Origin of the sequence: Thomasclavelia sp. (genome assembly GCF_017889095.1) — a bacterium.
Lineage (GTDB): Bacteria > Bacillota_I > Bacilli_A > Erysipelotrichales > Coprobacillaceae > Thomasclavelia.
Genome location: NZ_JAGHEW010000316.1, coordinates 1 through 2,517, shown reverse-complemented (window position 1 = coordinate 2,517; position 2,517 = coordinate 1). Strand labels below are relative to the sequence as shown.

Here is a 2,517-nt window from a genome sequence, read left to right as displayed (position 1 = left end):
GGGTTATAAATTTTATCGTAGAAGTGATGCAAGCATGTCAGCAATAAGTACAGGTACTAAAACAGCAACATATTATTATAACATGAATACAAACAGTTATACTGTTAGTTAATTAATTGCTATACCAATTGAAAATTGTATTATATTTCTAAATTAATACAGTGAAGAATGTCCTGTTTACTCAATTCATCCTTCGCTTTTAAATTTTTTTCATTGCTAATGAATATGCTTAAAAATAGATACCAGATAAACTTTTAATTTACCAAGAATAAAAAATATTATTTCCTACAACTGCTTTGACAATTTAAGTATAAAAAATCAATATTCTAATACTTAAAAATTTTTTAGTGAGGTGAAAAAATGTTAGAACTAAAAAACTTAACATTTAGCTTTGGCTTAGAAACTATTTTTGATCAAACTGCTTTTTATGCAAATAAAAACGAGTTGACGGTTATTGCCGGAAAAAGCGGCAGCGGTAAAAGTACTTTATTAGATATTATTAGCAGTAAATATTCTGGTGTTTGTGAGTATTATTTTCAAAAAAATAAAATTACAGCTATAAATCAAAACGAATTTATAGGTAAAATTTATTACATTAGTCAAGAACCCCTATTTCCAGAAGATTTAAAGATCAAAGATCAATGGCATCTGTTGCAACAAATCTATCAAAAATCTAAAAACTTAGATCATTATATAACAGCTTTAAAACTGGAAAAAACTTTAAACTTATATCCTAGTCAGCTTTCAGGAGGCGAAAAGTTAAGAGTAGCTTTAATAAATGCCCTCCTTTGTCAAAGTGAAATTTTGCTGCTTGATGAACCTACTGCTGCTTTAAATGAGCAGTTAAGCCTGGCAATGATCGATATTTTAAATGACTATAAAAAAGAATGTATCATTATTATTAGTAGCCATGATGATCGGCTGATATCTTCTAGTGAACATTTATATGAAATCGAAAATAAAAAACTGGTTGAAAAGAAAGCGAAAATAAAAAATCAGACGGAAATAACTAAACATTTAGATAAACATCAAATCTTATGGTTTAAACCGTTTATCAAAATAAGAAAGCATCATAAATTTAAAAACGCTTTAAAATATTTACTGCTGTCTTTATCGGTTGCTTTTAGCTGTTTTGCTTTCTGGATGAACGAAGAGTTTATTAACAGCTATTTTGATAATCTTTCTAAGCTGGAATCAGACGAAGTACTGCTTTATAAAGCAATTGATAAACAGATTCCTGATTTTGATACATCAAATTATAATTTTCCTATAACTGATGAAGAACTGGATTTGATTAGTCAGGTTGACCATATTGAAAAAATAACACCTAAGATCATTTTAAATATCTATACCAGTAATATAAATGATATTGACTATATTCCGCCAAAACTTCAGATCCTAAACAATGATAAAATAATCTATGATATCCAGGATGACGATAATACAATTATTTTTGAATCATTTAACTGTGACAGTAAACAAAACAAGCCATCGATTACCTATTTAAATAATGATCATCAGGGAATTTATTTACATAAAAATTTTGTATCCAGCCATAATTTAAATGAAGATGATCTAAAAAACAGTACTGTGACTTTTGATATCGGTTCTCCAATCTATGATCTTTCTGGATTAACCAGCACTTATATTTCCTTATCGGCTGATGATCAGGTAAATGATGATCTATTTATTCCCTGCAATGACATAGTTCCTAAAAAAGTCACGATGACTTTACCCGTTGCCGGAATATATCAATCAGGAATGGATAATATCGTTGGCGGTGACAATGCCTTTTTGATTTCGGAAACAATTTTAATTGACCTTTGCAACAGCACTAAAGGCAATGAGTTTAAAACGGAATATTACAACGTAAATGGTCCATGTACGATCGACGAAGCAACAGAAACTCTGATCTATACCCCATGGCAGCCTAACGGTTATATTATTAAAATTGATGAACTTGAAAATGTTGAAAGTACAGCTGACAAATTAACTGCACTCGGCTTTACAGTTGATTGGAAATATAATGACTATAATATTTTTGGTAATTCTCTGATTGAAACAAAAAACTTTTTAAAACTGATAAGTATCATATTGATTGTTTTAATAACTTTTTTGATTATGGCTGTCAACTATCTAAAAAACAAAAATGAACATATTTTTAACCGCTGGTTAAATCAGTTGGGTTATAGCCAAAAACGACAGCTAGTTAAGATCAAAGCTCAGGGATATTTACTGGATACACTGATTTCAATTATCCTTTCAGTTGTTCTAACAAAATTTATTTTAGATGTGGTTTCCAAAATTCAAAATATCTATTATCCATTAACTTTAAAAATGATAATCACCGCTATTATTCTAGTATTAGTGACTCAATTTATCGTACCAATGATTTGGGAGGTCTTTGATCATGATCACAGTTAACAACCTAACAATCAGATATAAACAAAAGACGTTATTTGAAAATCAAAATTTTCAGATAAAAAACAACTGTTTAACCGCAATTATCGGTGAAAG

Annotated in this window: 1 protein-coding gene; it reads left to right on the top strand. The window is 29.1% G+C overall.

Annotated elements, in window-relative coordinates; translation table 11 throughout:
- The first annotated feature begins 360 nt into the window (after nucleotides 1-360).
- A complete protein-coding gene (locus tag J7M77_RS13810) occupies nucleotides 361-2,424 on the top strand; it encodes an ATP-binding cassette domain-containing protein (protein ID WP_296879583.1) in 2,064 nt (687 codons plus the stop codon).
- Nucleotides 2,425-2,517 lie beyond the last annotated feature (93 nt).

Coding starts and splice junctions, on each gene's coding strand:
- J7M77_RS13810 (WP_296879583.1), top strand. CDS start 361: ATGTTAGAACTAAAAAACTTAACATTTAGCTTTGGCTTAGAAACTATT.